The 26,502-nt window shown below is 72.2% G+C and carries 26 protein-coding genes; 24 read left to right on the top strand and 2 right to left on the bottom strand.

Annotation, left to right across the window (positions count from 1 at the left end; genetic code table 11):
* Positions 1-107 precede the first annotated feature (107 nt).
* The 8 genes from hisD (at position 108) to hisF (ending at position 6,046) form a co-directional block, all read left to right on the top strand.
* Positions 108-1,430, top strand: a complete 1,323-nt coding sequence (gene hisD / locus I3F58_RS10245; protein WP_240107983.1) for a histidinol dehydrogenase — start codon at positions 108-110, stop codon at positions 1,428-1,430.
* The gene (locus I3F58_RS10240; RefSeq protein ID WP_240107982.1) at positions 1,427-2,563 is read left to right on the top strand and encodes a histidinol-phosphate transaminase; all 1,137 of its coding nucleotides are present in this window, start codon (positions 1,427-1,429) and stop codon (positions 2,561-2,563) included. The genes hisD and I3F58_RS10240 overlap by 4 nt, the downstream gene beginning before the upstream one ends.
* On the top strand, positions 2,560-3,153 hold the full coding sequence (hisB, locus tag I3F58_RS10235) for an imidazoleglycerol-phosphate dehydratase HisB (protein ID WP_240107981.1): 594 nt from the start codon (positions 2,560-2,562) through the stop codon (positions 3,151-3,153). Before I3F58_RS10240 ends, hisB begins: the two co-directional genes overlap by 4 nt.
* A 112-nt stretch (positions 3,154-3,265) precedes the next feature.
* Positions 3,266-3,460 carry a hypothetical protein gene (locus tag I3F58_RS10230; RefSeq protein WP_240108023.1) on the top strand — a complete coding sequence of 65 codons (195 nt, stop codon included), beginning with the start codon at positions 3,266-3,268 and terminating at the stop codon, positions 3,458-3,460.
* A 5-nt stretch (positions 3,461-3,465) separates the two neighbouring features.
* Entirely contained in the window at positions 3,466-4,107 is a 642-nt protein-coding gene (gene hisH, locus I3F58_RS10225; protein ID WP_240108016.1) for an imidazole glycerol phosphate synthase subunit HisH, read from the top strand.
* A gap of 51 nt (positions 4,108-4,158) precedes the next feature.
* Positions 4,159-4,884, top strand: coding sequence for a bifunctional 1-(5-phosphoribosyl)-5-((5-phosphoribosylamino)methylideneamino)imidazole-4-carboxamide isomerase/phosphoribosylanthranilate isomerase PriA (gene priA, locus I3F58_RS10220; protein ID WP_240107980.1), 726 nt, complete (start codon positions 4,159-4,161; stop codon positions 4,882-4,884).
* Positions 4,881-5,288 carry a RidA family protein gene (locus I3F58_RS10215; RefSeq protein WP_240107979.1) on the top strand — a complete coding sequence of 136 codons (408 nt, stop codon included), beginning with the start codon at positions 4,881-4,883 and terminating at the stop codon, positions 5,286-5,288. Before priA ends, I3F58_RS10215 begins: the two co-directional genes overlap by 4 nt.
* Positions 5,285-6,046 (top strand): imidazole glycerol phosphate synthase subunit HisF, encoded by a 762-nt coding sequence (gene hisF / locus I3F58_RS10210; RefSeq protein WP_240107978.1) that lies wholly within the window; start codon positions 5,285-5,287, stop codon positions 6,044-6,046. The genes I3F58_RS10215 and hisF overlap by 4 nt, the downstream gene beginning before the upstream one ends.
* Before the next feature lie 43 nt (positions 6,047-6,089).
* Here the strand turns inward: hisF and I3F58_RS10205 are convergent, their stop codons facing one another.
* Complete coding sequence (locus tag I3F58_RS10205; protein ID WP_240107977.1) at positions 6,090-6,722, bottom strand: TIGR03085 family metal-binding protein; 633 nt, start codon at positions 6,720-6,722, stop codon at positions 6,090-6,092.
* Between the two features lie 83 nt (positions 6,723-6,805).
* On the opposite strand from I3F58_RS10205, the gene hisI reads away from it, so the two are divergent.
* The 11 genes from hisI to lgt all read left to right on the top strand — a co-directional run bounded on the left by hisI (position 6,806) and on the right by lgt (position 15,679).
* Complete coding sequence (gene hisI / locus I3F58_RS10200) at positions 6,806-7,156, top strand: phosphoribosyl-AMP cyclohydrolase (protein ID WP_240107976.1); 351 nt, start codon at positions 6,806-6,808, stop codon at positions 7,154-7,156.
* An 11-nt stretch (positions 7,157-7,167) separates the two neighbouring features.
* Entirely contained in the window at positions 7,168-8,655 is a 1,488-nt protein-coding gene (locus tag I3F58_RS10195; protein WP_240107975.1) for an anthranilate synthase component I, read from the top strand.
* A gap of 38 nt (positions 8,656-8,693) precedes the next feature.
* On the top strand, positions 8,694-9,374 hold the full coding sequence (locus I3F58_RS10190) for a TIGR02234 family membrane protein (protein WP_374207940.1): 681 nt from the start codon (positions 8,694-8,696) through the stop codon (positions 9,372-9,374).
* 139 nt (positions 9,375-9,513) lie between these two features.
* On the top strand, positions 9,514-9,765 hold the full coding sequence (locus I3F58_RS10185; protein WP_240107973.1) for an HGxxPAAW family protein: 252 nt from the start codon (positions 9,514-9,516) through the stop codon (positions 9,763-9,765).
* 157 nt (positions 9,766-9,922) lie between these two features.
* Complete coding sequence (locus I3F58_RS10180; RefSeq protein WP_240107972.1) at positions 9,923-10,351, top strand: DUF2752 domain-containing protein; 429 nt, start codon at positions 9,923-9,925, stop codon at positions 10,349-10,351.
* Positions 10,352-10,442: 91 nt separating this feature from the next.
* Positions 10,443-11,252, top strand: coding sequence for an indole-3-glycerol phosphate synthase TrpC (trpC, locus tag I3F58_RS10175; protein ID WP_240107971.1), 810 nt, complete (start codon positions 10,443-10,445; stop codon positions 11,250-11,252).
* Positions 11,253-11,262: 10 nt separating this feature from the next.
* Positions 11,263-11,532, top strand: a complete 270-nt coding sequence (trpM, locus tag I3F58_RS29615) for a tryptophan biosynthesis modulator TrpM (protein WP_308354975.1) — start codon at positions 11,263-11,265, stop codon at positions 11,530-11,532.
* A 110-nt stretch (positions 11,533-11,642) separates the two neighbouring features.
* Positions 11,643-12,893, top strand: coding sequence for a tryptophan synthase subunit beta (trpB, locus tag I3F58_RS10170; RefSeq protein WP_240107970.1), 1,251 nt, complete (start codon positions 11,643-11,645; stop codon positions 12,891-12,893).
* Positions 12,890-13,705 carry a tryptophan synthase subunit alpha gene (gene trpA, locus I3F58_RS10165; RefSeq protein WP_240107969.1) on the top strand — a complete coding sequence of 272 codons (816 nt, stop codon included), beginning with the start codon at positions 12,890-12,892 and terminating at the stop codon, positions 13,703-13,705. The genes trpB and trpA overlap by 4 nt, the downstream gene beginning before the upstream one ends.
* Positions 13,706-13,842: 137 nt before the next feature.
* Positions 13,843-14,661, top strand: coding sequence for a thioredoxin domain-containing protein (locus I3F58_RS10160; protein WP_275678373.1), 819 nt, complete (start codon positions 13,843-13,845; stop codon positions 14,659-14,661).
* 73 nt (positions 14,662-14,734) lie between these two features.
* Positions 14,735-15,679: a prolipoprotein diacylglyceryl transferase gene (gene lgt / locus I3F58_RS10155; RefSeq protein ID WP_240107967.1), complete on the top strand. Its 945-nt coding sequence runs from the start codon at positions 14,735-14,737 to the stop codon at positions 15,677-15,679.
* Between the two features lie 234 nt (positions 15,680-15,913).
* Here the strand turns inward: lgt and rbsK are convergent, their stop codons facing one another.
* On the bottom strand, positions 15,914-16,825 hold the full coding sequence (gene rbsK / locus I3F58_RS10150; protein WP_240107966.1) for a ribokinase: 912 nt from the start codon (positions 16,823-16,825) through the stop codon (positions 15,914-15,916).
* A 169-nt stretch (positions 16,826-16,994) separates the two neighbouring features.
* Here rbsK and I3F58_RS10145 point away from each other — a divergent pair, with 169 nt between their 5' ends.
* From I3F58_RS10145 to I3F58_RS10125, 5 genes are all read left to right on the top strand, one after another.
* Complete coding sequence (locus I3F58_RS10145) at positions 16,995-17,723, top strand: VIT1/CCC1 transporter family protein (RefSeq protein ID WP_240107965.1); 729 nt, start codon at positions 16,995-16,997, stop codon at positions 17,721-17,723.
* 474 nt (positions 17,724-18,197) lie between these two features.
* Positions 18,198-22,769 (top strand): glutamate synthase large subunit, encoded by a 4,572-nt coding sequence (gene gltB, locus I3F58_RS10140; RefSeq protein WP_240107964.1) that lies wholly within the window; start codon positions 18,198-18,200, stop codon positions 22,767-22,769.
* Positions 22,762-24,225 (top strand): glutamate synthase subunit beta, encoded by a 1,464-nt coding sequence (locus I3F58_RS10135; RefSeq protein WP_240107963.1) that lies wholly within the window; start codon positions 22,762-22,764, stop codon positions 24,223-24,225. The genes gltB and I3F58_RS10135 overlap by 8 nt, the downstream gene beginning before the upstream one ends.
* A 328-nt stretch (positions 24,226-24,553) precedes the next feature.
* The gene (locus I3F58_RS10130) at positions 24,554-25,273 is read left to right on the top strand and encodes a VWA domain-containing protein (protein ID WP_240107962.1); all 720 of its coding nucleotides are present in this window, start codon (positions 24,554-24,556) and stop codon (positions 25,271-25,273) included.
* Between the two features lie 176 nt (positions 25,274-25,449).
* A complete protein-coding gene (locus I3F58_RS10125; RefSeq protein WP_240107961.1) occupies positions 25,450-26,103 on the top strand; it encodes a DUF4352 domain-containing protein in 654 nt (217 codons plus the stop codon).
* Positions 26,104-26,502 lie beyond the last annotated feature (399 nt).

Raw genomic sequence — 26,502 nt, 5'->3', positions numbered from 1 at the left:
ACTGACTGAACGCTAACGGTCAGGTGTGACAGTCCGGGGCGCTGTGGCGTGTATCAGCCAGTGATACGGGCGACCAGCGGCGGGAAACCGTCTGCGAGAATTGACCTGTGATCTCACGAATCGATCTGCGCGGTGACGCCCTCCCGAAGGGCGGCGCCCTCCGCGACCTGCTGCCCCGAGCCGAGTTCGACGTCGAGGCCGCCCTGGAGAAGGTGCGGCCCATCTGCGAGGCCGTACATCATCGGGGAGACGCCGCGCTGATCGACTACGCCGAACGGTTCGACGGCGTGAAACTGGACCAGGTCCGCGTACCGGCCTCCGCACTGGCCCGTGCCCTGGAAGAACTCGACCCCGCCGTACGCGCCGGCCTCGAGGAGTCCATCCGGCGCGCCCGGACCGTCCACCGTGAGCAGCGCCGCGCCCCGCACACCACCCAGGTCGTACCCGGCGGCAGCGTCACCGAGAAGTGGGTGCCCGTCGAGCGCGTCGGCCTGTACGCACCGGGCGGGCGGTCCGTCTACCCCTCGTCCGTGATCATGAACGTGGTCCCGGCCCAGGAGGCCGGCGTGGAGTCCGTCGCGCTCGCCTCCCCGCCGCAGCAGGAGTGCGGCGGCCTGCCGCACCCGACCATCCTCGCCGCCTGCGCGCTGCTCGGCGTCGACGAGGTGTACGCGGTCGGCGGCGCCCAGGCCGTCGCCATGTTCGCGTACGGCACCGAGACCTGCGCCCCCGCGAACATGGTCACCGGCCCCGGCAACATCTGGGTCGCCGCGGCCAAGCGCTACTTCACCGGCCGCATCGGCATCGACACCGAGGCGGGCCCGACCGAGATCGCCGTGCTCGCCGACGCCACCGCCGACCCCGTGCACGTCGCCGCCGACCTGATCAGCCAGGCCGAGCACGACCCGCTCGCCGCCGCCGTCCTGGTCACCGACTCGCCCGAGCTGGCCGATGCCGTCGAGCGCGAGCTCGAGCCGCAGGTCGCCGCCACCAGACACGTCGATGACCGCATCCTGCCCGCGCTCGGCGGCAAGCAGTCCGCGATCGTCCTCGTCGACGGACTGGAGGAGGGCCTGCGTGTCGTCGACGCGTACGGCGCCGAACACCTGGAGATCCAGACCGCCGACGCCGCCGCGGTCGCCGAACGCGTCCGCAACGCCGGCGCGATCTTCGTCGGCCCCTGGTCGCCGGTCTCCCTCGGGGACTACTGCGCCGGCTCCAACCACGTGCTGCCCACCGGCGGCTGCGCCTGCCACTCCTCAGGCCTGTCCGTCCAGTCCTTCCTGCGCGGCATCCACATCGTGGACTACACGCGCGACGCGCTCGCGGAGGTCACCCACCACGTGGTCACCCTCGCGGAGGCCGAGGACCTGCCCGCGCACGGAGCCGCCATGAAGGCGCGGTTCGGATGGAAGGTGCCGCAGCAGTGACCTCCCAGAACCCCGCGGACCTCCGGCCCGACGACCTGCCCATCCGCGACGAGCTGCGCGGCAAGTCCGCCTACGGCGCGCCCCAGCTCGACGTCCCCGTACGCCTCAACACCAACGAGAACCCGTACCCGCTGCCCGATGCGCTCGTCGAGCGCATCGCGGAGCGCGTCCGGGAGGCCGCCCGCAGCCTCAACCGCTACCCCGACCGGGACGCAGTCGAACTGCGCACCGCGCTCGCCCGCTACCTCACCCGCACCACCGGGCACGAGGTCGGTACCGGCCAGGTCTGGGCCGCCAACGGCTCCAACGAGGTGCTCCAGCAGCTCCTCCAGGCCTTCGGCGGGCCCGGCAGGACCGCGATGGGCTTCGAACCCTCGTACTCGATGCACGGCCTGATCTCGCGCGGCACCGGCACCGGCTGGATCTCCGGCCCCCGCCGTGAGGACTTCGGCCTCGACGCCACCGCCGCCGCCGAGGCGGTCGCCCGGCACCGGCCCGACGTCGTCTTCGTCACCTCGCCCAACAACCCCACCGGCACCGCCGTCGGCGCCGACACGGTCCTCGCCCTGTACGAGGCCGCCCAGGCCGCCAAGCCGTCCCTGGTCGTGGTCGACGAGGCGTACGTGGAGTTCAGCCACCGAGCGTCCCTGCTGCCGCTCATCGAGGGCCGCCCCCACCTGGTGATCTCCCGCACCATGTCCAAGGCCTTCGGCGCCGCCGGACTGCGCCTCGGCTACCTCGCCGCCCACCCGGCCGTCGTCGAGGCCGTGCAGCTGGTCCGCCTGCCCTACCACCTGTCCGCCGTCACCCAGGCCACCGCGCTCGCCGCACTCGAACACACCGATACGCTGCTCGGGTACGTCGAACAGCTCAAGGCCGAACGGGACCGGCTCGTCACGGAGCTGCGCGGCATCGGCTACGAGGTCACCGAGTCGGACGCCAACTTCGTCCAGTTCGGGCGGTTCGACGGCGAGGGGGCGACCCACCGGGCGTGGCAGAAGATCCTCGACCGGGGTGTCCTCGTCCGCGACAACGGCGTACCGGGCTGGCTGCGGGTCACCGCCGGCACGCCCGAAGAGAACGACGCGTTCCTGGATGCGGTTCGCGCAGTCAAGAAGGAGCAGAGCTCATGAGCCGCGTAGGACGGGTCGAGCGCACCACCAAGGAGACGTCCGTCGTCGTCGAGATCGACCTCGACGGCACCGGCAAGGTCGACGTGTCGACCGGAGTCGGCTTCTACGACCACATGCTGGACCAGCTCGGCCGCCACGGGCTGTTCGACCTGACGGTCAAGACCGACGGCGACCTGCACATCGACTCGCACCACACCATCGAGGACACCGCCCTCGCCCTCGGGGCCGCCTTCAAGCAGGCCCTCGGGGACAAGGTCGGCATCTACCGCTTCGGCAACTGCACCGTCCCGCTGGACGAGTCCCTCGCCCAGGTCACCGTCGACCTCTCCGGCCGCCCCTACCTCGTGCACACCGAGCCCGAGAACATGGCGCCGATGATCGGCTCGTACGACACGACGATGACCCGGCACATCCTGGAGTCCTTCGTGGCCCAGGCGCAGATCGCCCTGCACGTCCACGTCCCGTACGGGCGCAACGCCCACCACATCGTGGAGTGCCAGTTCAAGGCCCTCGCCCGCGCCCTGCGCTACGCCTCGGAGCGCGACCCCCGCGCGGCCGGGATCATCCCGTCGACGAAGGGCGCCCTGTGAGCGACGCACGGACCGGAGCAGCCTGCGCGCAGCGCGGTCGGCTGCGGGCGGTGGCGGGAGACGGACGGGACACCGGCCAGCGGACGCCGACGGCCGCACAGGTGCGCCGGGCGTGCGGAGAAGCGAACGAGGCGACGCGGTGACCGGGCTGTCCACCATCCTCATCGCCGTCGGCCTGTTCCTGGCCGGCGGCGCGTACTCCTTCGGCAGGCAGCAGCTGCCCAAGGGCGTCGTCGTCCTGCTCGCCGGCGCCGCCGCGATGTGCCTGGTCGCCGGTGTCCTGCGGATCCAGGGAATCTGGGAGTGACCGGAATGACCACCGCCAAGAACGTCGTCGTCCTCGACTACGGCTTCGGCAACGTCCGCTCCGCCGAGCGGGCCCTCGCGCGCGTGGGCGCCGACGTGGAGATCACCCGCGACTACGACAAGGCCATGAACGCCGACGGACTCCTCGTCCCCGGCGTCGGAGCCTTCTCCGCCTGCATGGCCGGCCTCAAGGAGGCCCGCGGCGACTGGATCGTCGGCCGCAGGCTCGCCGGCGGTCGCCCCGTCATGGGCATCTGCGTCGGCATGCAGATCCTGTTCGAGCGCGGCGTCGAGCACGGCGTCGAGACCGAGGGCCTCGACGAGTGGCCCGGCACGGTCGGCCCCCTCAAGGCCCCCGTCGTCCCCCACATGGGCTGGAACACCGTCGACGCGCCCGAGAACAGCGAACTATTCGCCGGACTCGACGCCGACGCCCGGTTCTACTTCGTGCACTCGTACGCGGTGACCGACTGGAACCTGGAGATCACCAACCCCGCCATGCGCGCCCCCAAGGTCACCTGGGCCGAGCACGGCGAGCGGTTCGTGGCCGCCGTCGAGAACGGCGCCCTGTGGGCGACCCAGTTCCACCCGGAGAAGTCCGGCGACGCGGGAGCCCAGCTGCTCACGAACTGGCTCCGCTCCTTCTGATCCCGTCTTCTTCGCCTTCTTCGAACTCCGCTAGACGCTAGGACCGCTGAGATGACCAAGCTCGAACTCCTCCCCGCCGTCGACGTCCGGGACGGCCAGGCCGTACGGCTCGTCCATGGCGAGTCCGGCACGGAGACGTCCTACGGCTCCCCGCTGGAGGCGGCCCTGGCCTGGCAGCGCGCGGGCGCCGAGTGGCTGCACCTCGTCGACCTCGACGCCGCCTTCGGCACCGGTACCAACCGCGACCTGATCGCGCAGGTCACCGGAGCCATGGACATCAAGGTCGAACTGTCCGGCGGCATCCGCGACGACGCCTCCCTGGCCGCGGCCCTCGCCACCGGCTGCACCCGTGTCAACCTCGGCACCGCCGCGCTGGAGACCCCCGAGTGGGTCGCCGAGGTGATCGCGGAACACGGCGACAAGATCGCCGTCGGCCTCGACGTCCGCGGCACCACCCTGCGCGGACGCGGCTGGACCCGCGACGGCGGCGACCTGTACGAGACGCTGGAGCGCCTCGACAACGAGGGCTGCGCCCGGTACGTCGTCACCGACATCGCCAAGGACGGCACCCTCCAGGGCCCCAACCTGGAGCTGCTGAAGAACGTCTGCGCGGCCACCGAGCGCCCCGTCGTCGCCTCCGGCGGCGTCTCCTCCCTGGACGACCTGCGCGCCATCGCCGGGCTCGTCCCGCAGGGTGTGGAGGGCGCCATCGTCGGCAAGGCGCTGTACGCCAAGGCGTTCACGCTGCAGGAGGCGCTGGCGGCGGTGGCGCCGTGACGGCGCCGGACGGCGCCGTACGGCGGGTGCGGAGCGGCAGCCCCTGGGAGGAGCCCTTCGGCTTCTCCCGCGCCGTGGCGGCGGGCGACCGCGTCCTGGTCGGCGGCACCACCGCCTTCGAGGGCGAGGTCCTGCACGGCGAGGGCGACCCGTACGAGCAGACCCGGGCGGCCTTCGCACACGCCGTCGAGGCGCTGGGCGCCTTCGGGCTGGGCGCCGGGTCCGTGATCCGCACCCGGATGTACGTGACCCACGCGCGGGACGTGGACGAGGTGGGCCGTGCCCACAAGGAGTTCTTCGACGCCGTCCGTCCGGTGACCACCCTGGTCGTGGTGTCCGGCTTCGTCGACCCGCGCATCATGGTGGAAGTAGAGCTGGAAGCATTCCGAGGAGCCGTGTCGTGACGCTCGCCGTACGAGTCATCCCCTGCCTGGACGTGGACAACGGCCGGGTCGTCAAGGGCGTCAACTTCCAGAACCTGCGGGACGCCGGGGACCCCGTCGAGATGGCCAAGCTGTACGACGCCGAGGGCGCCGACGAGCTGACCTTCCTCGACATCACCGCGTCCTCCGGCAACCGCGAGACCACCTACGACGTGGTGCGCCGCACCGCCGAACAGGTCTTCATCCCACTGACCGTCGGCGGCGGGGTGCGCAGCGCCGAGGACGTCGACAGGCTGCTGCGCGCGGGCGCGGACAAGGTGGGCGTCAACACCGCTGCGATCTCCCGGCCCGAACTGATCCGGGAGATCGCGGAGCGCTTCGGCCGCCAGGTGCTGGTGCTGTCCGTGGACGCCCGGCGCGCGGAGGGAACCCCGTCCGGCTTCGAGGTCACCACCCACGGCGGGCGCCGGGGCACCGGCATCGACGCGGTCGAGTGGGCCCACCGGGCCGCCGGGCTGGGAGCCGGCGAGATCCTGCTGAACTCCATGGACGCGGACGGCACGAAGGACGGCTACGACACGGAGATGATCACGGCGGTGCGCCGCGAGGTCACCGTGCCGGTGATCGCCTCGGGCGGCGCGGGCCGGCTGTCCGACTTCGCCCCGGCGATCGACGCGGGCGCGGACGCGGTGCTGGCGGCGTCGGTCTTCCACTTCGGCGACCTGCGCATCGGAGACGTGAAGTCCACGCTGCGGGAGGCGGGCCACCCGGTCCGGTGACGGGGTCCGGGGGCTCTCCCCGGACCCCCGTCCTCGCGCCGGGTCAGACGCCCAGTCCCGCCTCCATCACCCGGGCCACCGCGTCCTTGTCGCCCTCCAGCTCCACCTGCGCCGCGGACTGCCTCCCGTACAGGAACAGCACCAGCTCCCCCGGCTCTCCGGTCACCGTCACCACCGGCGTGCCCCGGTGCGCCACGGCCGTCTGGCCGTTCGGCCGCCGGACGACCAGGCCCACCGGGCACCGCCGCCCCGCGAGCCGCGCCATCTTCTCCAGGCGCGTCCACAGCGCGTCCGCGAACACCGGGTCCACCTCCCGCGGGCTCCAGTCGGGGTGGGCCCGCCGCACGTCCTCGGAGTGGACGTAGAACTCGACGGTGTTCGCCCCCTCGTCCACCTGCTTCAGGGAGAACGGCGACATCCGCGGCGGCCCGCTCCGGATCATCTGCACCAGTTCCTCGTAGGGCTTCGCCGCGAACTCCGTCCGGACCCGCTCCATCCGGTCCCGCAGCGCGCTCACCAGCACCCCCACGGCCGCGTCCGGGCGCTGCTCCCGCACCACCACGTGGGCCGCCAGATCACGGGTCGACCAGTCGTCGCAGAGGGTGGGTGCGTTCGGTCCAGCGGCCTCCAACAGATCGGCAAGGAGCAGTCGTTCACGCTTCGCATGGGTCGACATGTCCGCCAGCGTACGGCCGCCGGGGCCGGTCCGCCCAGTGGACGCGGCGCGGACCGCCCCGCCGGGCGCGGCACAATGGCCGCATGACCAGCAATCTCGACCCGGCCATCGCCGCCCGCCTCAAGCGCAGCCCCGACGGGCTGGTCCCGGCCATCGCTCAGCAGTACGACACCGGAGAGGTGCTGATGCTGGGCTGGATGGACGACGAGGCCCTGCACCGCACCCTCACCACCGGCCGCTGCACCTACTGGTCCCGCAGCCGCCGGGAGTACTGGGTCAAGGGCGACACCTCCGGGCACGTCCAGCTGGTCAAGTCCGTCGCCCTCGACTGCGACGCCGACACCGTCCTCGTCAAGGTCGACCAGACCGGTGCCGCCTGCCACACGGGCGCCCGGACCTGCTTCGACGCCGACGTGCTCCCCCTCGGTCGGTAGGGTCGGGCGCCATGGACCTCGAGACCTTCCGCAAGCTGGCCGCCGACCGCCGTGTCATCCCCGTCAGCCGCCGCCTGCTCGCGGACGGCGACACCCCGGTCGGCCTCTACCGCAAGCTCGCCGCGGAACGCCCCGGCACGTTTCTCCTGGAGTCAGCCGAGAACGGCCGCTCCTGGTCCCGGTACTCCTTCGTCGGGGTGCGCAGCGCCGCCACCCTCACGGTCCGGGACGGCCAGGCCCACTGGCTCGGCGTCCCGCCCGTCGGCGTCCCCGTCGACGGCGACCCGCTGGAGGCCCTGCGCGCCACGGTCGCCGCCCTCCACACCCCGCACGACCTGGCCTCCGGCATGCCGCCGTTCACCGGCGGCATGGTCGGCTACCTCGGCTACGACATCGTGCGCCGCCTGGAGCGCATCGGAGAGCACGGCACCGACGACCTGCGGCTGCCCGAGCTGACCATGCTGCTCACCTCCGACCTGGCCGTCCTGGACCACTGGGACGGCACGGTCCTGCTGATCGCCAACGCGATCAACCACAACGACCTGGAGACCGGAGTCGACGAGGCCTACGCCGACGCCGTCGCCCGGCTGGACGCGATGCAGGCCGACCTCACCCGGTCGGTCCCCTCCGCTCCGGCCGCCCTGCCGCCGTCCGAGCTGCCCGAGTCCACCGCCCTGTGGGGCGGGGCGGCCTACCAGGACGCCGTGGAGGACATCAAGGAGCGCATCCGCGCGGGTGAGGCCTTCCAGGTGGTGCCCTCGCAGCGGTTCGAGACGTCCTGCACGGCAGGTGCCCTGGACGTCTACCGGGTCCTGCGGGCCACCAACCCGTCCCCGTACATGTACCTGTTCCGCTTCGACGGGTTCGACGTCGTCGGGTCCAGTCCCGAGGCACTGGTCAAGGTCGAGGACGGCCGCGCCATGGTCCACCCCATCGCCGGAACCCGCCCCCGCGGCGCCACCCCGCAGGAGGACCAGGCCCTCGCGGACGAACTCGTCGAGGACCCCAAGGAGCGCGCCGAGCACCTCATGCTCGTCGACCTCGCCCGCAACGACCTGGGCCGGGTCTGCGAACCGGGTTCCGTCGAGGTGGTCGACTTCATGTCCATCGAGCGGTACTCGCACGTCATGCACATCGTCTCGACCGTCACCGGCCGGGTCGCGCCCGACCGCACCGCCTTCGACGTGCTGACCGCCTGCTTCCCCGCCGGGACCCTGTCCGGTGCGCCCAAGCCGCGCGCCATGCAGATCATCGAGGAACTGGAGCCGAGCAGGCGCGGCCTGTACGGCGGTGCCGTCGGCTACCTGGACTTCGCGGGCGACTCCGACACGGCCATCGCCATCCGTACGGCCGTGCTGCGCGACGGCACCGCCTACGTCCAGGCGGGCGCGGGCGTCGTCGCGGACTCCGACCCGGTGGCCGAGGACACCGAGTGCCGCAACAAGGCGGCGGCCGTGCTCCGCGCCGTACACACCGCCAATCGGATGAACCGGGTCTGACCGTCGCACTCGCGGAGGCATGGGGGATAGTGGGGGGCGTGAGTGCCGCATCCGTACCCCAGCCCCGTCCCACGCGCGCGGGTGACGCGGCGGTCGCCACCGGCGGCCGCCGCAGCCTCGCCGTCGCCCTGCTGCTCGGCGCCCTCGGCGCCACGGTCGTCCTCCTCGCCTCCGGCCAGACCTGGACCAGGGGCACGGTCACGGCGACCGGCGGGAGCATCAGCCTCGACGCTGCCGGCGGTGAGGTCACCGGCGCCCCGACCGCCCTCGCCATCGTCGGCCTCGCCGCCCTGGTGGCCGTCCTCGCGGCCCGCGGCCCGGGCCGCCGCCTGGTCGCCCTGCTGCTGGCCCTGAGCGGCGCGGGCGCGTCCCTGGCGGCCTTCCTGGGCGGCTCCGACAGCGCGGCCCTGGACGCCGAGGCCGCGCGCACCACGGGTGACACCGCTGCCAGAGTCGGGACGCTCACCCAGACGGCCTGGCCGGCCGTCGCGGGCACCGCCGCCCTGCTGATCCTCGCCGCCGGGCTGATCGCCCTGCGGTACGGCTCCGCCTGGCCCACCATGTCCGGCCGGTACGAGCGCGAAGGCGGCCCCCGCGCGCGGGCCGTCCGCCGCCGGACCACCGGCCCAGACCGGCCCGAGGACCTGTGGAAGGCCCTGGACCGGGGCGAGGACCCCACCGACCCCGACGAGACCGGTGCCCCCGGCGGACGGGGTTGACCGGGCCCGTGCACCACGCGCCCCGACGCGCGCACCGGCACCCCCGGATCACCCCGCCCGCGCGCGTGCGGAACAATGGCGACGAGCGTCCGCACTCGGCGGGGCCTCACCACAGAGCAACATCAACGAGGAGCAACTCATGGCGGGCAGCGCCCACGGACACACCCCGGCCGCCTGGACCGGTGTCACCATCTCCTTCATCGGCTTCTGTGTCGCCGGTGTGCTCATGGTGGCGAACAACCCGCTCGGGTTCTGGGCCGGCATGGGCATCGTGGTGCTCGGCGGGGTCGTCGGCCTCATCATGAAGATGATGGGTCTCGGCAAGGCCAAGGAGAGCGACGAGCAGCGCGAGCTCCGTGAGAGCGCCGCCAGGGCCCAGCTCGCCTCCTGACCCACCGGCACCTCCCGGCCCACCGAGTGGGCCACAGCGGTGCGGGGCGCGGTCCGGCACGGCCGGGCTGCGCCCTCCCCTCCTCCACCCGTACGGCAGCTCCGTCTTCCGTACCGGCCGGGCTGCGCCGCCCCGTACCAGCGGTCACAATCGCCGGATGGACGCCACCACGAACGCCGCCGCACCACCCCCGCTCGCCCGCCGCCTCGCCGCACCGGCGGGCATCCTCGCCGGGGTCGCCGCCGCCTGGGCGTACGTCGGGGCGGTCGACCCCAACGAGCCCGGCCACTACCCGGTCTGCCCCCTGCTCCAGTTCACCGGGCTGTACTGCCCCGGCTGCGGCGGCCTGCGCAGCGCGCACGCCTTCGTGCACGGCGACCTCGCCGCCGCGTTCTCGGCCAATGCGATGGCCGTCGCCGGTTACTTCGCGTTCTTCGTGGTCATGACGGTCTGGCTGGTCAGAGCCGTGCGGGGGGTACGGTTCGAGCTGTACCTGCCGCCCGTCGCCCTGTGGAGCCTGGGCGCGGCGGGAGCCGTCTTCAGCGTCGTACGGAACCTGCCGTTCGGCGCCGTGCTCGCCCCTTGAGACGCCGGTGCGCGTCCTGGGCGCCCCTGCGGATACCATCGAGGTGTCCGGCCTGATCAGCATCACACCCTCCCGGAAGGGGGCCTCTCGCGTGAGTGTGCTCGACGAGATCATCGAAGGAGTGCGCGCCGACCTCGCGGAGCGGCAGGCGCGGGTCTCCCTCGACGAGCTCAAGGAGCGGGCCGCCAAGGCGCCCCAGGCCCGTGACGGTGTCGCCGCGCTGCGCGGCGACGGCGTCAAGGTCATCTGCGAGGTGAAGCGGTCCAGCCCCTCCAAGGGGGCCCTCGCCGCCATCGCGGACCCGGCCGGTCTCGCCGCCGACTACGAGGCGGGCGGCGCCGCCGTCATCTCCGTCCTCACCGAGGAGCGGCGTTTCGGCGGCTCGCTGGCCGACCTGGAGGCCGTCCGCGCCCGGGTCGACATCCCGATCCTGCGCAAGGACTTCATCGTCACCGCGTACCAGCTGTGGGAGGCGCGGGCGTACGGCGCCGACCTCGCCCTGCTGATCGTGGCGGCGCTGGACCAGCCCGCGCTGGTCTCGCTGATCGAGCGCGCCGAGTCCATCGGGCTCACTCCGCTCGTGGAGGTCCACGACGAGGAGGAGGTCGCGCGCGCGGTCGACGCGGGCGCTCGGGTCATCGGCGTCAACGCGCGCGACCTGAAGACCCTGAAGGTCGACCGCTCCACGTTCGAGCGGGTCGTCCCCGAGATCCCCTCGTCGGTCGTGAAGGTGGCGGAGTCCGGCGTGCGGGGTCCGCACGACCTGATCGCCTACGCCAACACGGGGGCCGACGCGGTCCTCGTCGGGGAGTCGCTCGTCACCGTCCGCGACCCGAAGGCGGCGGTGGCCGACCTCGTCGCGGCGGGCGCGCATCCCGCGCTGCGGCACGGGCGGGACTGAGCGCCGCGCCATGACCGCCGCCTGCCGTTCTGCCGCCGCGCCGCCGCCCGCCTATGCCCGGCTGGCGCGCGGCTGCCGCCCGCGCGGGTGCCGGGCGCCCGCGCGGCGGGTGCACGGGCGGCGGGTGCGGTATGTCATCGGGGACGAGCCGGGGCAGGTCAACGGGATGCGATGGCGGGTGCGTCTTCCCCGCCCCGCCCCCTCCCGTCACCGGGGGCGCCGCCCCCGGACCCCCGGCATCGTGCCTTCGATGCCCGTCCTCAAGCGCCGGACGGGCTGAATCAGCCCCTCCGGCTCGTGAGGAGCGGGGGACCAGGGGGCGTGGGGACGTGTACCCGCCCACCCGCCAACCCGCGGCCAGGAACCGTCCTGGCATAGGAGCGTCCGCTGATGTCCAGCGAGTTCTTCATTCCCGATCCGGAGGGTCGGACCCCCGACGCCCAGGGCTACTTCGGAGCCTTCGGCGGCAAGTTCATCCCCGAGGCCCTCGTCGCCGCCGTCGACGAGGTCGCCGTCGAGTACGAGAAGGCGAAGGCCGACCCCGCCTTCGCCGCCGAACTCGACGCGCTGCTCGTGCACTACACCGGCCGTCCCAGCGCCCTCACGGAGGTACCGCGGTTCGCGGAGCACGCCGGCGGCGCCCGCGTGTTCCTCAAGCGCGAGGACCTCAACCACACCGGCTCCCACAAGATCAACAACGTGCTGGGCCAGGCCCTGCTGACCCGTCGCATGGGCAAGACGCGGGTCATCGCGGAGACCGGCGCCGGGCAGCACGGCGTCGCCACCGCGACCGCCTGCGCGCTGTTCGGGCTCGACTGCACCATCTACATGGGCGAGATCGACACCCGGCGGCAGGCCCTCAACGTCGCCCGCATGCGGATGCTGGGGGCCGAGGTCATCGCCGTGAAGTCGGGGAGCCGCACCCTCAAGGACGCCATCAACGAGGCGTTCCGCGACTGGGTCGCCAACGTCGACAGCACCCACTACCTGTTCGGGACCGTCGCCGGGCCGCATCCGTTCCCCGCCATGGTCCGGGACTTCCACCGGGTCATCGGCGTCGAGGCCCGCCGCCAGATCCTGGAGCGTGCCGGGCGGCTCCCCGACGCCGCCATCGCCTGTGTCGGCGGCGGCTCCAACGCCATCGGGCTGTTCCACGCGTTCATCCCGGACACCTCCGTCCGCCTGGTCGGCTGCGAACCGGCGGGGCACGGCGTCGAGACCGGCGAGCACGCCGCCACGCTCACGGCGGGCGAGCCCGGCATCCTGCACGGCTCGCGCTCGTACGTCCTCCAGGACGAGGAGGGGCAGATCACGGAGCCGTACTCGATCTCGGCCGGACTGGACTACCCCGGTATCGGGCCCGAGCACGCCTACCTCAAGGACAGCGGGCGCGGCGAGTACCGGGCCGTGACCGACGCCGCCGCCATGGAGGCGCTGCGGCTGCTGTCCCGCACCGAGGGCATCATCCCGGCCATCGAGTCGGCGCACGCCCTCGCCGGTGCCCTGGAGGTCGGCCGTGAACTCGGCCCCGAGGGACTCCTCGTGGTCAACCTCTCCGGACGCGGCGACAAGGACATGGACACCGCCGCCCGCTACTTCGGGCTGTACGACGGAAACGACGCGGGGGAGGCCGCCAAGTGAGCGGAAACATCCAGCTGCTGAGCGACACCCTGGCGAAGGCCAGGGCGGAGGACCGGGCCGCGCTCATCGCCTACCTGCCGGCCGGGTTCCCGACCGTCGACGGCGGGATCGCCGCCGTCAAGGCGGTCCTCGACGGCGGCGCCGACATCGTCGAGGTGGGGCTGCCGCACAGCGACCCCGTCCTGGACGGGCCCGTCATCCAGACCGCCGACGACATCGCCCTGCGCGGCGGCGTCAAGATCGCGGACGTCATGCGGACCGTGCGCGAGGCGCACACGGCCACCGGCAAGCCCGTCCTCGTCATGACGTACTGGAACCCCATCGACCGGTACGGCGTCGAACGCTTCACCGCCGAACTCGCGGAGGCGGGCGGCGCCGGGTGCATCCTGCCCGACCTGCCGGTCCAGGAGTCCGCGCTGTGGCGGGAGCACGCCGAGAAGCACGGCCTGGCCACCGTCTTCGTCGTCGCCCCCAGCAGCCGGGACGAGCGGCTCGCCACCATCACCACCGCCGGATCCGGGTTCGTGTACGCCGCGTCCCTGATGGGCGTCACGGGCACCCGGGAGTCCGTGGGCGAACAGGCCGCGGACCTGGTGCGCCGCACCCGCGCCACCACCGACCTGCCGGTCTGCGTGGGGCTCGGCGTGTCGAACGCCGCACAGGCCGCCGAGGTCGCCTCCTTCGCGGACGGCGTCATCGTCGGCTCCGCGTTCGTCCAGCGGCTGCTGGACGCCGGGGACCCGGCGGCGGGGCTGGCCGCCGTACGGGAACTGGCGGGCGAACTCGCCCGGGGCGTACGACGCGACTCCTGACCCCTCACGGGGTTTCGTCGCTCGAACGGGTGGTTGTCGGTCCGGGGAGGCACGCCGGTGCCTCCCCGGTTCGTTTGCCGGGCGTGAACGAGAAGAACAGCAGCGCGGGGAAGCGGAGCGCCCGGGAGCGGCTCCAGATGGAACGCGAGCGGGAGCGGGCCCGGGAGAAACGGCGTCGTCTGGTGCTCGTGTCGGCGGCCGTCGTGGGTGTGCTCGGCCTCGCCGCAGTGATCGGCGTCATCGCCGCCAACACCGGCGGGGACGGCGACGACACGGCCGGTCCGGTCGTGGCCCCCTCCGGCGCCACCGGTGATGACCAGCTGATCATCCCGGTCGGCGCGTCCGACGCCCCTTCCACGATCACCGTCTGGGAGGACTTCCGCTGCCCGGCCTGCGCCGCGTTCGAGATCAACTTCAAGGACACCCTCCACGAGCTGGAGGACTCGGGCCAGGCCAAGGTCGACTACCGGCTCGCCACGATCATCGACGGCAACCTCGGCGGCAGCGGCTCGCTGAACGCCGCCAACGCCTCGGCCTGTGCCCAGGACGCCGGGCTCTTCCTGCCGTACCACGACGTCCTCTACGCGAACCAGCCCGAGGAGCTGGACGACGCCTTCGCCGACGACGACCGGCTGTTCGAGCTGGCCGGGCAGGTGGAGGGTCTCGACACCCCCGGCTTCCGCAGCTGTGTCACCAACGGCACCCACAAGAGCTGGGTGGACAAGTCGAACGAGGCCTTCCGCAGCGGCGGCTTCCGGGGCACGCCGACCGTGCTGCTCAACGGCGAGTCGGTCTTCCCGCAGAAGGGGAACGAGCAGATCTCCCCGGAGAACCTGAAGAAGTGGGTCACCGAGGCCAACCAGGGCAAGCAGCCCGGCACGGTCACCGCCCCGCCGACCGGCGGCCCCACGGCCACCGCGACCGCCGGTCCCACCGCGGCGACCCCGGCGGGCTGACGGGCAGCGTTATGCAGTCTTTGCCGGGCGGGCTGCCGTCTGATCCGTCCGGCAAGGTAGCGTCGGTTCTGCCATGGACCTTGCCTACATTCCCAGCCCGTCGACCGGTGTCCTCTACCTCGGACCGGTCCCCCTGCGCGGCTACGCCTTCTGCATCATCCTCGGTGTCTTCGTCGCCGTCTGGTTCGGCAACAAGCGCTGGATCGCCCGGGGCGGCAGAGCCGGCACCGTCGCCGACATCGCCGTCTGGGCGGTGCCCTTCGGGCTCGTCGGCGGCCGGCTCTACCACGTGATCACCGACTACCAGCTGTACTTCGGTGAGGGGAAGAACTGGGTCGACGCCTTCAAGATCTGGGAGGGCGGGCTCGGCATCTGGGGCGCGATCGCGCTGGGCGCGGTGGGCGCGTGGATCGGCTGCCGTCGCAGGGGCATCCCACTGCCCGCGTACGCGGACGCCATCGCCCCCGGTATCGCCCTGGCGCAGGGCATCGGCCGCTGGGGCAACTGGTTCAACCAGGAGCTGTTCGGCCGGCCGACCGACCTTCCCTGGGGTCTGCGCATCGACGAGGCGAACCGCCCGATGGAGACCCTGGACCAGGCGACGTACCACCCGACCTTCCTGTACGAGTCGCTCTGGGTCGTCGGCGTCGCGCTCCTGGTCGTCTGGGCCGACCGCCGCTTCACCCTCGGGCACGGACGGGCGTTCGCCCTGTACGTCGCCGCCTACTGCTCGGGGCGCGCGTGGATCGAGTACATGCGGGTCGACGAGGCGAACCACATCCTGGGGATGCGCCTCAACTTCTGGACCTCGCTGATCGTCTTCCTGCTGGCGGTGACGTACATCGTGGTCTCGGCGCGGTTGCGGCCGGGGCGCGAGGAGGTCGTCGAACCGGCCGCGGTCGCCGGGGCGGCGGCACAGTCCGCGGGGCCCGCGGGCGAGAAGGACGGCAAGGCCGAGGAGGGCGGCAAGGCCGAGGCGGCGTCGTCTGACACCGAGGCGAAGCAGAAGTCGTCGTAGGGCCTGCGGCGGGTTCTTCCCGCCGTGCCCGAGTGCCGCTGCACGGCGGGCGTCCCTTCCCGGGGCCGGGGACGCCGCTGCTCCGGTCCGGCTTCCTGAAGGCCGGCGGGGACGGTCGGCCACCCCCTCCGGTGCGGGGAGGGGCGGCACTCCAGCCCGCCCGGCGGTTGAGGACGAGCGCGGCTCAGGTCTGACAGGGGTACCGGTTTCCAGGGGCGGAGCCCCCGCCCTCCGTCACGGCGCCGCCGCCCCGTCGATCTCCGCGCGGTGCGGCATCGAGGACGACGCCCCGGGACGCTCCACCGCCAGTGCGGCCGCCGTGGAGGCCCAGGTCAGGGCGTCCCGCACCGGGCGGCCCTCCGCGAGGGCGACCGACAGTGCGCCGACGAACGTGTCACCTGCGGCCGTCGTGTCGAGGGCACGGGCCGGGCGGGCCGGCACCGTCACGGGGCTCGCGCCCCGCGCCGCGTACAGGCAGCCGGACGCGCCCAGCGTCACCACCACCTCCGGGACCGCCCGCAGCAGCTCCTGCGCCGCCGCCAGGGGGTCGGCCACCCCGGTCAGCTCGGCCGCCTCGTGCTCGTTGGGCACCAGCAGATCCGTCGCGGCGAGCAGCTCACCCGGCAGGTCCTGGGCGGGCGCGGGCGTCAGGACGGTCCGCACCCCGCGGCGCCGGGCCGCCGACGCCCCGGCCACCACCACGTCCAGCGGCAGCTCCAGCTGGAGCAGCAGGACGTCGGACACGGCGACCCGCTCCTCGTCGGCACGGGACAGGCCGGTGACCGCGCAGTTGGCGCCGGGGACCACCACGATCGCGTTGCCGCCCTCGTCGTCCACCACGATGTGCGCCGTGCCCGACGGGCCCTCGACGGTCCGCAGCAGGGCGGTGTCCACGCCCGACTCCTCCAGCGTGGCCCGCAGCCGCGCGCCGAAGCCGTCCGAGCCGACCGCCCCGATCATGGCCACCTCGCCCCCGGCCCGCGCGGCGGCGACCGCCTGGTTCGCGCCCTTGCCGCCGGGTACCGTCCGGAACTCCCGGCCCCGGACGGTCTCACCGAGCCGGGGCGCGCGCCGCACGAAGGCGACGAGATCCATGTTGGCGCTGCCGAGCACGGTGACCCGGGGAGCAGGAGTCGTGGGTGTCATATGGGCATTCTCCCCCGTGAACCGGCCCACGGACTCAGGAACAGAAGGCCAGGTCAGCCTTAGTAAGTAAAGCCTGCCTTGCTGGCATGCCCCTTACATCGAGCGTATTTTCTAGGGCGTGGGGGGTGCCCGGACGGGGGTGCCGTCCGGGGAATGCAAGGGGAGAGCTGTGTCCATCATCGAGACCGAGGCCACGCTGCACGCGGCGCACCGCGACAACCACACGCACCGCGATGTGAGCGGTGGCTGGCTGCGGCCCGCCGTGTTCGGCGCGATGGACGGCCTGGTCTCCAACCTCGCGCTGATGACCGGTGTCGCGGGCGGCGCGGTCGCCCCGCAGGCCATCGTCATCACCGGTCTCGCCGGTCTCGCCGCCGGGGCGTTCTCCATGGCCGCCGGCGAGTACACCTCGGTGGCCTCCCAGCGTGAACTGGTCCAGGCTGAGCTGGACGTCGAGCGGCGCGAGCTGCGCAAGCACCCGGTGGACGAGATGGAGGAGCTGGCCGCGCTGTACGCGGCGCGGGGCGTCGAGCCCGCGCTCGCCCGCGAGGTGGCCATGCAGCTGTCGCGGGATCCGGAGCAGGCGCTGGAGATCCACGCGCGCGAGGAGCTGGGGATCGACCCGGACGACCTGCCGTCGCCGCTGCTCGCCGCCGCGTCCTCGTTCGGCTCGTTCGCACTGGGCGCGCTGCTGCCCGTGCTGCCCTATCTGCTGGGCGCCACCGCCCTGTGGCCCGCCGTGCTGCTGGCGCTGCTCGGACTGTTCGGCTGCGGGGCGCTGGTGGCCCGGGTCACCGCGCGCACCTGGTGGTACAGCGGGCTGCGGCAGCTGGCGCTCGGCGGGGCCGCTGCGGCTGTCACGTACGCCCTGGGCGCGGCCTTCGGAGCCGTGCTCTGACCGAGGAGGCGTCCTTCGGGGCCGCTGCCCGGCCGGAAGCCGGGCAACGCGCGGCCGTCGTCGCAGTCAGCGGCGGCGGTCGCGCGTTGTGATGAAGCTCCAATGGCGGGATCGCCCGCACGGTGGGACACTTTGCGGGTCGCTGCATAAGTAGCCGTTACGCGACGGTTTCGATTCCCTCATCCCGGGGCATGAGCCGTAAGCGCCGCGGGCAATGAAGCCCGCATTCCGCCGGCAGGGCTGCGGACGTCATCCACGTCCCGTACGCGCGCTGCCTCCCCCCTCAGATACCGGTCGGACTGCTGTCGGACATCTGTCATACCCAGGGGCGCCGCTCCGCGCGGTGTCCGCATGCTGGAACGGACTATCCATTTTCCGAGAACCGTTCCATCATGTAACCTGCACGAAATTTCGCGGAGGGCCAACGTCGTCCCTCTGGCACCTGCACATGCCACGACGACGACGGGAGAGCCGATGCGTTCCGACGCCTGGTCGCCCATGGACGGTCGCCCCGCCCCGCAGGGGATGTACGACCCGCGCAACGAACACGACGCGTGCGGCGTCGGGCTGGTGGCCACCCTCACCGGTGTGCCCAGCCACGAGCTGGTCGAGCAGGCGCTGACCGTACTGCGCAACCTGGAGCACCGCGGCGCCACCGGCTCCGAGCCCGACTCCGGCGACGGCGCCGGAATCCTCCTCCAGGTCCCCGACGCCTTCCTCCGCGAGGTCGCCGGTTTCGAGCTGCCCGAGGCCGGTGCGTACGCCGTCGGCACCGCCTTCCTCCCGCAGACCGGAGCCGAGGAGAGCACCGCCGCCGTCTCGCAGATCGAGACGATCGCGACCGAGGAGGGCCTCACCGTCCTCGGCTGGCGTGATGTCCCGGTCACCCCGGACCTGCTGGGCGCCACCGCCCGCTCCACCATGCCGGTCTTCCGTCAGCTGTTCGTCACGGACGGCGTCAGCACCGGCATCGGCCTGGACCGCAAGGCGTTCGTGCTGCGCAAGCGCGCCGAGCGCGAGACCGGTGTCTACTTCCCGTCGCTCTCCGCCCGCACCCTCGTCTACAAGGGCATGCTCACCACCGGGCAGCTGGAGCCGTTCTTCCCGGACCTGTCCGACCGGCGGGTCGCCACCGCCGTCGCCCTGGTCCACTCCCGCTTCTCCACCAACACCTTCCCGAGCTGGCCGCTCGCCCACCCGTACCGCTTCGTCGCCCACAACGGCGAGATCAACACGGTCAAGGGCAACCGCAACTGGATGCGCGCCCGCGAGTCCCAGCTGGCCTCCGACCTGTTCGGGAACGACACGAACCTCGACCGGGTCTTCCCCGTCTGCACGCCGGACGCCTCCGACTCGGCCTCCTTCGACGAGGTCCTGGAGCTGCTCCACCTCGGCGGGCGCTCACTGCCGCACGCCGTGCTGATGATGGTCCCCGAGGCGTGGGAGAACCACGACTCCATGGACCCCGCCCGCCGAGCCTTCTACCAGTACCACTCCACGATGATGGAGCCCTGGGACGGCCCCGCCTGCGTCACCTTCACCGACGGCACCCAGATCGGCGCCGTCCTCGACCGCAACGGCCTGCGGCCCGGCCGCTACTGGGTCACCGACGAGGGACTCGTCGTGCTCTCCTCCGAGGTCGGCGTCCTCGACATCGACCCCGCGAAGGTCGTCCGCAAGGGCCGCCTCCAGCCCGGCAGGATGTTCCTCGTCGACACCTCCGAGCACCGCATCATCGAGGACGACGAGATCAAGGCGAAGCTCGCCTCCGAACAGCCGTATCAGGACTGGCTGGAGAGCGGCATCATCGAACTCGGGGACCTGCCCGAGCGCGAGCACATCGTCCACACCCACGCCTCGGTCACCCGCCGCCAGCAGACCTTCGGCTACACCGAGGAGGAACTGCGCGTCATCCTCGCCCCGATGGCCCGCACCGGCACGGAGCCGATCGGCTCCATGGGCACGGACTCCCCGATCGCCGCGCTCTCCGAGCGGCCCCGCCTGCTCTTCGACTACTTCACCCAGCTGTTCGCCCAGGTCACCAACCCGCCGCTGGACGCCATCCGCGAGGAGCTCGTCACCTCGCTGATCTCCTCCCTCGGCCCGCAGGGCAACCTGCTGGACCCGGGCGCCGCGTCCTGCCGCAGCGTCACCCTGCCGTTCCCGGTCATCGACAACGACGAGCTGGCCAAGCTCATCCACGTCAACGCCGACGGCGACATGCCCGGCATGACCGCCGTCACCCTCTCCGGCCTCTACCGGGTCTCCGGCGGCGGCGACACCCTCGCGGCCCGCATCCGGGAGGTCTGCGCCGAGGCCGACGCGGCCATCGAGGACGGCGCCCGCCTCATCGTGCTGTCCGACCGGCACTCCGACGCCGAGCACGCCCCGATCCCGTCCCTGCTGCTCACGGCGGCCGTCCACCACCACCTCATCCGCACCAAGCAGCGCACCCAGGTGGGCCTGCTGGTCGAGGCGGGCGACGTCCGTGAGGTCCACCACGTGGCCCTCCTCATCGGCTACGGCGCCGCCGCCGTCAACCCGTACCTGGCGATGGAGTCCGTCGAGGACCTCGTCCGCGCCGGTACGTTCATCGAGGGCGTCGAGCCCGAGAAGGCCATCCGCAACCTCATCTACGCCCTCGGCAAGGGCGTGCTGAAGGTCATGTCGAAGATGGGCATCTCGACCGTCGCCTCCTACCGCGGCGCCCAGGTCTTCGAGGCCGTCGGCCTGGAGCAGGACTTCGTCGACACCTACTTCAACGGCACCTCCAGCAAGATCGGCGGTGTCGGTATCGACGTCGTCGCCCAGGAGGTCGCCGCCCGCCACGCCAAGGCGTACCCGGCCAGCGGCATCGCCCCGGCCCACCGGGCCCTGGAGATCGGCGGCGAGTACCAGTGGCGCCGCGAGGGCGAACCGCACCTGTTCGACCCCGAGACGGTGTTCCGCCTCCAGCACGCCACCCGCTCCAAGCGGTACGACGTCTTCAAGAAGTACACCGACCGGGTGAACGAGCAGTCCGAGCGGCTCATGACGCTCCGCGGCCTGTTCGGCTTCACGTCCGACCGCCCCTCGATCCCGGTCGAGGAGGTCGAGCCGGTCAGCGAGATCGTCAAGCGCTTCTCCACCGGCGCCATGTCGTACGGCTCCATCTCGCAGGAGGCGCACGAGACCCTCGCCATCGCCATGAACCGGCTCGGCGGCAAGTCCAACACCGGTGAGGGCGGCAAGCACCCGGACCGCCTGTACGACCCGGCCCGGCGCTCCGCCATCAAGCAGGTCGCCTCCGGCCGCTTCGGCGTCACCTCCGAGTACCTGGTCAACGCCGACGACATCCAGATCAAGATGGCTCAGGGCGCCAAGCCCGGCGAAGGCGGCCAGCTGCCCGGCCACAAGGTGTACCCGTGGGTCGCTCAGACCCGGCACTCCACGCCGGGCGTCGGCCTCATCTCGCCGCCGCCGCATCACGACATCTACTCCATCGAGGACCTGGCGCAGCTGATCCACGACCTCAAGAACGCCAACCCGGCCGCCCGCATCCATGTGAAGCTGGTGTCCGAGGTCGGCGTCGGGACCGTGGCCGCGGGCGTCTCCAAGGCCCACGCGGACGTCGTCCTCATCTCCGGCCACGACGGCGGCACCGGCGCCTCCCCGCTCACCTCGCTGAAGCACGCGGGCGGTCCCTGGGAGCTGGGCCTGGCCGAGACCCAGCAGACCCTGCTGCTCAACGGCCTGCGGGACCGGATCGTCGTCCAGACCGACGGCCAGCTGAAGACGGGCCGTGACGTCGTCATCGCCGCGCTGCTCGGCGCGGAGGAGTTCGGCTTCGCGACCGCGCCGCTCGTCGTCTCCGGCTGCGTCATGATGCGCGTCTGCCACCTGGACACCTGCCCGGTCGGTATCGCGACCCAGAACCCGGTCCTGCGGGAGCGGTTCTCCGGCAAGGCCGAGTTCGTCGTCAACTTCTTCGAGTTCATCGCGCAGGAGGTCCGCGAACTGCTGGCCGAACTGGGCTTCCGCACCCTGGAGGAGGCCGTCGGGCACGCCGAACTCCTCGACGTCACCCGGGCCGTGGACCACTGGAAGGCCCAGGGTCTCGACCTGGCCCCGCTGTTCCACGTCCCCGAGCTGCCCGACGGCGCCGTCCGCCACCAGCTCGTCGAGCAGGACCACGGCCTGGAGAAGGCCCTCGACAACCAGCTCGTCGAGCTGGCCGCGGACGCGCTCGGCGCCGCCACGGCCGAGGACGCCCAGCCGGTCCGCGCCCAGCTGGAGATCCGCAACATCAACCGCACGGTCGGCACCATGCTCGGCCACGAGGTGACGAAGAAGTTCGGCGGCGCGGGCCTGCCCGAGGACACCGTCGACATCACCTTCACCGGTTCCGCCGGCCAGTCCTTCGGCGCATTCGTCCCGCGCGGCGTCACCCTGCGCCTGGAGGGCGACGCCAACGACTACGTCGGCAAGGGCCTGTCCGGCGGCCGGATCGTCGTCCGCCCCGACCGGGGCGCCGACCACCTGGCCGAGTACTCCACCATCGCCGGCAACACCATCGCGTACGGCGCCACCGGCGGCGAGATCTTCCTGCGCGGCCGCACCGGCGAGCGCTTCTGTGTCCGCAACTCCGGCGCACTGGTGGTCTCCGAAGGCGTCGGCGACCACGGCTGCGAGTACATGACCGGCGGCCGCGCCGTCGTCCTCGGCGAGACCGGGCGGAACTTCGCGGCCGGCATGTCCGGCGGTATCGCCTACGTCGTCGACCTCGACCGCGACAACGTCAACTCCGGCAACCTGGAGGCGATCGAGCCCCTCGACGACGCCGACCGGGCGTGGCTGCACGACGTGGTGCGCCGCCACCACGAGGAGACCGGCTCCACCGTCGCCGAGAAGCTCCTCGCCGAGTGGTCCGTCGCCGTGGACCGCTTCAGCAAGATCATCCCCACCACGTACAAGGCAGTGCTCGCCGCCAAGGACGCCGCCGAGCGGGCCGGACTCTCCGAGGCCGAGACCACCGAGAAGATGATGGAGGCGGCGACCAATGGCTGACCCCAAGGGCTTTCTGAACCACGGCCGCGAGGTCGCGCAGTCCCGCCCGGTCGAGGAACGGGTCAAGGACTGGAACGAGGTCTACGTCCCGGGCTCCCTGCTGCCGATCATCAGCAAGCAGGCGTCCCGCTGCATGGACTGCGGCATCCCGTTCTGCCACAACGGCTGCCCGCTGGGGAACCTGATCCCCGAGTGGAACGACTACGCCTACCGTGAGGACTGGGGCGCCGCCTACGAGCGGCTGCACGCCACCAACAACTTCCCGGAGTTCACCGGGCGGCTCTGCCCGGCACCCTGCGAGTCGGCGTGCGTGCTCGGCATCAACCAGCCGGCCGTCACCATCAAGAACGTCGAGGTCTCCATCATCGACAAGGCGTGGGACTCGGGGAACGTCGCCCCGCAGCCCCCGGAGCGCCTGTCCGGCAAGACCGTTGCCGTCATCGGCTCCGGCCCCGCCGGTCTGGCCGCCGCCCAGCAGCTCACCCGGGCCGGCCACACGGTGGCCGTGTACGAGCGCGCCGACCGCGTCGGCGGGCTGCTGCGCTACGGCATCCCCGAGTTCAAGATGGAGAAGCGGCACATCAACCGCCGTATCGAGCAGATGCGCGCCGAGGGCACCCGCTTCCGCACCGGCATCGAGATCGGCCGCGACCTGAAGGCCACGGACCTGCGCAAGCGGTACGACGCCGTGGTCATCGCTGCCGGCGCGACCACCGCCCGCGACCTGCCCGTCCCGGGCCGGGAGCTCAAGGGCATCCACCAGGCGATGGAGTACCTGCCGCTCGCCAACAAGGTGCAGGAGGGCGACTTCGTCACCCCGCCCCTCTCGGCCGAGGGCAAGCACGTCGTCGTCATCGGCGGCGGCGACACCGGTGCGGACTGCGTCGGCACCGCCCACCGGCAGGGCGCGGCCTCGGTCACCCAGCTCGAGATCATGCCCAGGCCTGGCGAGGAGCGGGACGCGGCGGCCCAGCCGTGGCCGACCTTTCCCATGCTGTACAAGGTCACCTCGGCCCACGAGGAGGGCGGCGAGCGGGTCTACTCCGTCTCCACCACCCACTTCGAGGGCGACGAGGACGGCAACGTCCAGTGGCTCCACATGGTCGAGGTGGAGTTCGCGGACGGGAAGCTGACGCAGAGGCCGGGCACGGAGCGGAAGATCCCGGCCCAGCTGGTCACCCTCGCCATGGGCTTCACCGGCACCGACCGGGAGAACGGTCTCGTCGAGCAGTTTGGTCTGGACCTCGACGCGCGGGGTAACATCGCCCGTGACGCCGACTTCCAGACCAACGTGCCGGGTGTCTTCGTCGCCGGTGACGCCGGCCGCGGCCAGTCCCTCATCGTCTGGGCCATCGCCGAGGGCCGTTCCGCCGCCCGCGGCGTGGACCGGTACCTGACGGGCGCCAGCGACCTGCCGGCCCCGATCCGCCCGACGGACCGCGCGCTCGCGGTCTGACGGACCGGGCCCTTCCGGGCCTGTCGGGCCCCCGGGCCCCCGAGGAACGTCCCGTACAACGGCGTGCGGAACACAGCAGCGCCTGCCAAGTCCCCGACCGGACCCATGGCAGGCGCTGCGCCTTTCCCGCTCCGTCTGCCGTTCCTCCCGGCCCTCCCCGCCCCTCGGCACCGTGCTTCGGGGGCCGGCACCGTGCTGCGGTCGGCACCAGGCCGGTGGCGGCGGCGGGCCTGGTGGTGACCGGTGCCGGGCCGTGGCGAGCGGCGGCGGTTGCGGCCCGTGCCCGGCGGCGGTGGCGTAACGTCCCTCGCGGGGAAGGGAGTCACTCATGCCGATCAGCCTCCAGAAGGTGCAGCAGACCGCGCCCGCGCTGGTGGACCTCTACCGGCGCGCGGGCGTCTCGCTGCGCAAGCACGGACTGGAAGGGCAGAGGGCCGCGGTCTACCTGGTCGTCGACTACTCCGGCTCGATGCGCCCCTACTACCAGGACGGCAGCGTGCAGGCCCTGGCCGACCGGGTGCTGGGGCTGTCCGCGAACCTGGACGACGACGGGCAGGTCCCGGTGGTCTTCTTCTCCACGGACGTGGACGCCGAGACCACCATCGGCCTGGCCGACCACCAGGGCCGTATCGACCGGATCGTGGCCGGGCTCGGACACATGGGGAAGACCAGCTACCACCTGGCCATGGACGCCGTGATCGACCACTACCTGGACAGCGGTGCGGACGCCCCCGCCCTGGTCGTCTTCCAGACGGACGGCGGCCCCGTCAGCCGCCCCGCCGCCGAGAAATGGCTGTGCAAAGCGGCCCGGCTGCCGCTCTTCTGGCAGTTCGTGGGCTTCGGAGACCCGCACAGCCGCCAGTTCGACTTCCTGCGCAAGCTCGACGACCTGCCGGTGCCCGCCAGGCGGCCGGTCGACAACGCGGGCTTCTTCCACGCAGGCCACGACCCGCGCCGGGTTCCGGACGACGTCCTGTACGACCGTCTGCTGGGGGAGTTCCCGTCCTGGCTGTCGGCCGCCCGGGCGCAGGGCATCGTACGCCCGTAAACCACGGGGTCCGGCAGGGCGCGGATGGCAGGCTGCCCCATACGGACAACACCTGCACGGGGCGGGACACCCTTCGGGCGCAGATCACCAGAACCAGCCACCAACCACCAACCACCCACCCTCTGCGCTACGTTCACGGCGGCACCCCCCACCACCAACACCGCCAGGGGACACCCGTGAACCAGCAGCCACCCGGCCCGCCCCAGCAGCCTCCCTACGCGATGCAGCCCGGCCAGCCCTACGCCCCCTACCCGCCACCCCCGCCTCCCAAGAAGGGCATGTCAGCCGGAGCCATCGTGGCCATCGTCCTCGGCAGCATCTTCGGCGGGGCCGTCCTCCTCATGGTCATCGTGGGCGCCCTCGTCGGCGGCGCCGACACCAGCCCTGACGACAAGGCCGCGCCCAAGAGCGCCGCGCCCGCTCCGGAGAAGCCACCGGCCGCCCCCGCCGAACCGAAGGCAGAACCGGAGCCGGAGCCGGCCAAGGAAGAGCCGGTGAAGGAAGAGCCGGTGAAGGTCGCCGCGATGAAGACGGCGTTCACCCCGAGCATCCTTCACGACGGCGGCACTTACACCAGCGTGTCCGTGACCATCACCAACAACAGCGACAAGAGCATCAGCATCAACCCGCTGTACTTCGCCATCACCGACACAGGCGGCGGCAAGCACACCCACGAACTGGCCGCGGACAAGAACCAGATCGACACCGTGGAACTGGCCCCCGGGGAGAACATCACCGGCACCATCACCGGGAAGGGCGACTTCACCCCGAAGTACGTCACGTACACCGAGGGCCTGTTCGGCGATCCGGTCCGCGGCGACGTGTCCTGACCACCGGCTGTGCAGGAGCCGCACATGGCTCATGATGGGGGGCTTGTCCGGCGTGCCCGGAGACAGAAGCCACCGAAGGCCCCGACCATCCATCCGGTCGGGGCCTTGGCTATGTCACCCTCGAACTCGCGGAATCGCGCCTACAGGGGCCTTGGTCCCCAGCTCTGGTCTACTCCGTCATGGATACCACGGCCTGCGCCGTCCTCTCCTTCAGCCAGCACCGGCCCCCAGCTCTGGTCCCACGCGTCGAACACACCACCGCCGAGACCCTCCACGCAGACGGCGCACGCCGCCAGGAGGACGCCGACAACCGCCGCTCTGAACCGCATGGGACAACCCTTCCGTCGGAAAACCGTCCGCTGATCATCCCGCGCGGCACTGTGCCCGGACAACGAGCCC

It is taken from the genome of Streptomyces sp. MUM 203J (assembly GCF_022414595.1).
Lineage (GTDB): Bacteria > Actinomycetota > Actinomycetes > Streptomycetales > Streptomycetaceae > Streptomyces.
The sequence above is the reverse complement of the archived record's forward strand: the minus strand, read 5'-3'. Positions and strand labels throughout refer to the sequence as shown.